Here is a 3,992-nt window from a genome sequence, read left to right on the forward strand (position 1 = left end):
CGGGCGCGCAGCCGCGCCACGCACACCCGGGTCAGACCGTCCAGGGCGACCGTCGCGCGGCGCCGCCTGGGCACCGCCGCGCGGCGCAGCACCGAGCGGTAGCCGTCCTCGGCGACCGCGTCGAGGATGGCGCCGTAGAGCACGAACGCCGTCCGCACGCACGGGCGCGACACCGGTTCGAGCAGCGCGAGCCCGGCCGCCGCCTCGCGGTACACCGTCCGGTTCAGCGCCTCGAACGCGCGCAGCGCGGCCGTGATCCGGACGTCCCCGCACCCGGTGTCCCGGCTCCAGCGCAGCAGCTCCCGGTCCACGCCGTGCGCCGCCAGCAGGTCGGCGGGCAGGTAGACGCGCCCCCGGTCGAGGTCCTCGCCGACGTCGCGCAGGAAGTTCGTCAACTGGAAGGCCACGCCGAGCGCCGCCGCGTGCGGGGCCGCCTCCTCGCGCGGGACGACCGTGCCCAGCACCGGCAGCATCTGGAGGCCGATCACCTCCGCCGACCCGTACGTGTACCGGCGCAGATCCGCGTAGGTGGGGTAGTCGGTGACCGCGAGGTCGGCCCGCATCGCGGCCATGAAGTCCGTGAAGTACCGGTGGTCGATATCGAATCGGTCCGCCGTGTCGGCCAGCGCCCGCACCACCGGTTCCTCCGTGCGGCCGTCCCGCAGCCCGCGCTCCAGCTCCAGCCGCAGCCCGTCCAGACGGGCCCCGCGCTCCTCGGCGGTCGACGCCGCGCCGTCCACGTCCACGATGTCGTCCGCCCAGCGCGCGAAGCCGTACAGGGCGTGCACGGCGGACCTGCGGGACACCGGCAGCAGCCGGGTCGCGAGGAAGTACGTCTTCCCGTGCCGGGCGTTGAGCCGACGGCACCACGCGTACGCCTGCCGCAGCGCCGGATCGGTGACGCCCGCCGCGTCCAGTTCACGCTCGCTCACACCGGCCTCCTGTGCTGGACCTCCCGCACGGCGGAACGCGGGGCACGGCCCGCGCCCGTGATCCGTGCTGCCGCCAGCTTTCCCGACAGCAGCACCGTCGGCACCCCGACGCCCGGCGTGGTCCCGCACCCGGCGAGCACCGCGTTGACCGTGCCGCGCACCAGATTGCGCGGCCGGAACGGCCCGGTCTGCGCGAAGGTGTGCGAGGCGGAGAACGGCGAGCCCGCCGCGTGCCCCCACGCCTGCCAGTCCGCCGGGGTGACCAGGCACTCCTCCTCGATCGCGGACGCCACACCGTCGAGCCCGCGCCGGTCGAGCTCGGCCAGCAGACTCTCCCGGTACCCCGGGGCCAGCTCCGACCACGCCGCCGCGCCGGGACCGATCCGGGTGTTCGGACAGGGCGCCAGGACGTAGTGCAGATGGCGGCCAGGCGGGGCGAGCGACGCGTCGGTGACGGTCGGGGACGTGATCAGCAGCGACGGATCGCTCATCAGCCGCCCCGTCTCGGTCAGCTCCCGGAACGTCCGCCGCCACGCCGCGCCGAACGACAGCGTGTGGTGGGCGAGCCACGGCCACGTCCGGTCCGTCCCGGCGTGCAGGACCACCGCCGAGGGCGAGAAGCGCAACGCCAGCGCACGCCGGGGCGCACGCCCGAGCAGCCGGTAGACGACCGGCAGGTCAGGGGTGAGCACCACCGCGTCGCAGGCGATCCGCCCCCGCTCCGTGACGACCGCCGTGACCCGGTCCCCGGAACGCTCCAACCGGGTGACGGCCTCCCCGAGCCGCAGCTCGGCCCCGGCCGCGACGGCGGCGTCCGCCATCGCCAGGGGGAGGGCGTGCATACCGCCGCGCGGGAAGTGCACCCCCGCCACCGTGTCCATGTACGCGATGACGGCGTACGCGGCGAGCGCGCGGGCCGGGGGCACCCCCGCGTACAGCGCCTGGAAGGAGAAGACCCGCCGCAGCCGCTCGTCCCGCAGGAAACGCCCCACGCGCGCGTCCATCCTGCCGAAGCCGCCGAGTGCGGCCAGCCGGGCGAGGTCCGGGGTGAGCAGTTGGAACGGCGAGTCGAAGTTGGTGTCGATGAAACGGCGCATCTGCGCCCGGTAGAGCTTCGTCAGCCAGGCGCGCAGCTCGCGGTACCCGGCGGCCTCGCGCGGCCCGGCGAACCGCTCGACCTCCGCCTCCATCGCCTCGGCGCCGGTGTGCACGTCAAGACCGCTGCCGTCGGCGAACCGCGCCCGGTACGCCGGGTGCAGCGGCAGCAGCTCGACGCGCGCCCGCAGGCTGTCCCCGACGGCGGCGAAGGCCTCGTCGGCGAGGTGGGGCATCGTCAGCACGGTCGGCCCGGTGTCGAAGCGGTAGCCGGCCCGCACCAGCCGGCCGGCCCGCCCGCCGGGGGAGGGATCACGCTCGACGAGGGTCACCCGCCGCCCGGCGCCGAGCAGATGCAGCGCGGTCGCGAGACCGGAGAGCCCCGCGCCGACGACGACCACGTGATCGGTACGCCCGGGAACGGTGCGGGTCACGGGCACGCCTCCCCACCGGACACGTCGAACCGGGGTGCGCGCGGCGGGGGACCGCCGGTTCCGGGGGGCCCGGAGTCCGCCTCCGGACCCGCGGACGGGGACCCGGGGGGTGGCGGGTGCTCGCCGGGGGCGGCGGTGGAGTGCGGTGCGGCACGCAGACGCGCGGCGGGCTGCCCGGGACGAGGATCCCGACCGGCTTCCGCGACGCGCGGCGGGGTACCGGGCGCGGGCGGCCCGCTCGCCGAGCCGGGCGCGGTACGTGACGGAGCCGCGGTGCCCGCCTCGGGCGCTGCGCCGGGCGTCGGCGTGCCGGTGGCCACCGCCGGTGGAGGGCCGGCCGGCGTCGCGGTGTCCGGGGCCCTCGGGGCGCTCGCCACCGCGCGCAACAGCGCCGCCAGCCTCTCGCGGCCCCCCGGCCGGAGCCCGGCGGTGTCCAGATGGCGCAGTCCCCTGGCCGTCAGCCTGTGGATCGCGGCCTCCACCGCGTCCCGCGCCCCCGTGGACACGAAGACCCGGCGGACCCTCTCCACCTCCGCGTCGGACGCGTCGAGACGCCCGAGCGTCGCGTCCAGGACGGCGACCGAGGAGGCGTCCGACGCCGCCGACGCCCTGGTGTGCGCCAGCGCCGCGAGATAGGTGGGCTTGCCCGCGCGGATGTCGTCGCCGGTGGGCTTTCCGGTGACACGCGGGTCACCGAAGGCGTCGAGCAGGTCGTCCCGCAACTGGAACGCGAGGCCCACACACCGGCCCGCCGTGCGCAGCGCCGCCGTCGTGGACCGGTCGGCACCCGCCAGCGCCGCGCCCAGAGCGAGCGGGTGCTCCACCGAGTACCGGGCGCTCTTGAGGCAGGCGGCGCGCAGCGCGCGGTCCACCGAGCGGCCCGCGGTGGCCTCGCCGTGCACGTCCAGGTACTGCCCGGCGATCATCTCCGTGCGCATGGCCCGCCACAGCTCCCGCACCCGCCGGGCCGTCCCCGGCGGCAGGTCCGTCTCCGCGACGACGTCGTCGGCCCAGGCCAGCGCCAGGTCACCGGCGAGGATCGCGGACGCCTCGCCCAGCCGCGCGCCCCGCGGCCCCGGCGCGCTCTCGGTGTACTGGGCGCTGACGTCCGCGTGCAGCGCGGGGCGACCGCGGCGCACCGGAGCCGCGTCCATCACGTCGTCGTGGACCAGGGCGCAGGTCTGGATGAGTTCGAGGGCGGCGGCCACCCGCAGCACGGAGTCCACCCCGGGCGGCGCACCGGCGCCGGGGGCGCCGCACGCCCGCCCCGCCCACCACAGGAGCCGGGAGCGGCCGAACTTGCCCCCGCTCACCGTGAACCGGCTGACCCGCGCCGCCAGGTCCCCGGCGAACAGCGGGTCGACGGCGCGCGCGGCGGCCTCCCGTTCGGCGAGCAGCACGGTCAGCGTCCGCCGCACGGCGCCGGTCACGTCGTCGTCCACGGCACGGACGTCGGACACGCCGCGGGGGAGGGGTCGCGGGGCGCGCGGGCGGTCGGGGGGTCCGGCGGGAGCCGGTCCGGGCGCGGGGG

The 3,992-nt window shown here is 77.2% G+C and carries 3 protein-coding genes; all 3 read right to left on the reverse strand.

Annotation, left to right across the window (positions count from 1 at the left end):
• The coding region (locus tag GA0115242_RS13460; RefSeq protein WP_107461409.1) for a phytoene/squalene synthase family protein at positions 1 to 932 on the reverse strand (932 nt) is incomplete at its 3' end.
• Entirely contained in the window at positions 929 to 2,461 is a 1,533-nt protein-coding gene (locus tag GA0115242_RS13465; RefSeq protein WP_093828011.1) for a phytoene desaturase, read from the reverse strand. The genes GA0115242_RS13460 and GA0115242_RS13465, both read right to left, overlap by 4 nt.
• A complete protein-coding gene (locus GA0115242_RS13470) occupies positions 2,458 to 3,903 on the reverse strand; it encodes a polyprenyl synthetase family protein (RefSeq protein WP_256089424.1) in 1,446 nt (481 codons plus the stop codon). The genes GA0115242_RS13465 and GA0115242_RS13470 overlap by 4 nt, the downstream gene beginning before the upstream one ends.
• Positions 3,904 to 3,992: the final 89 nt, after the last annotated feature.

Source organism: Streptomyces sp. SolWspMP-5a-2, assembly GCF_900091845.1.
Classification (GTDB): Bacteria; Actinomycetota; Actinomycetes; order Streptomycetales; family Streptomycetaceae; genus Streptomyces; species Streptomyces doudnae.